The organism is Neisseria sp. HMSC064D07 (assembly GCF_001837185.1).
In the GTDB taxonomy this organism is placed as follows: Bacteria; Pseudomonadota; Gammaproteobacteria; order Burkholderiales; family Neisseriaceae; genus Neisseria; species Neisseria flavescens_C.
In genome coordinates, this window is record NZ_KV831678.1 from 1 (window position 1) to 209 (window position 209).

At 44.5% G+C, this 209-nt stretch carries 1 protein-coding gene; it reads left to right on the forward strand.

Annotated features, from left to right (window positions below; genetic code table 11):
- A partial coding sequence (locus tag HMPREF2608_RS05730) for a transposase (protein WP_070826289.1) occupies positions 1-209 on the forward strand: 209 nt, incomplete at both ends.

Genomic DNA, 209 nt, shown 5'->3' on the forward strand with positions numbered 1-209 from the left:
AGCTACGACAAGTTGGACGTGAGCGGTTTCATCCATTACCGCATCAACCATTCCAAGGAATTTGCCGACCGTCAGAACCACATTAACGGCATTGAGAATTTTTGGAATCAGGCAAAACGTTTCTTGCGAAAATACAACGGAATCGATCGCAAATCTTTCCCGCTGTTCTTGAAAGAATGCGAATTTCGATTTAACTTCGGCACACCGTC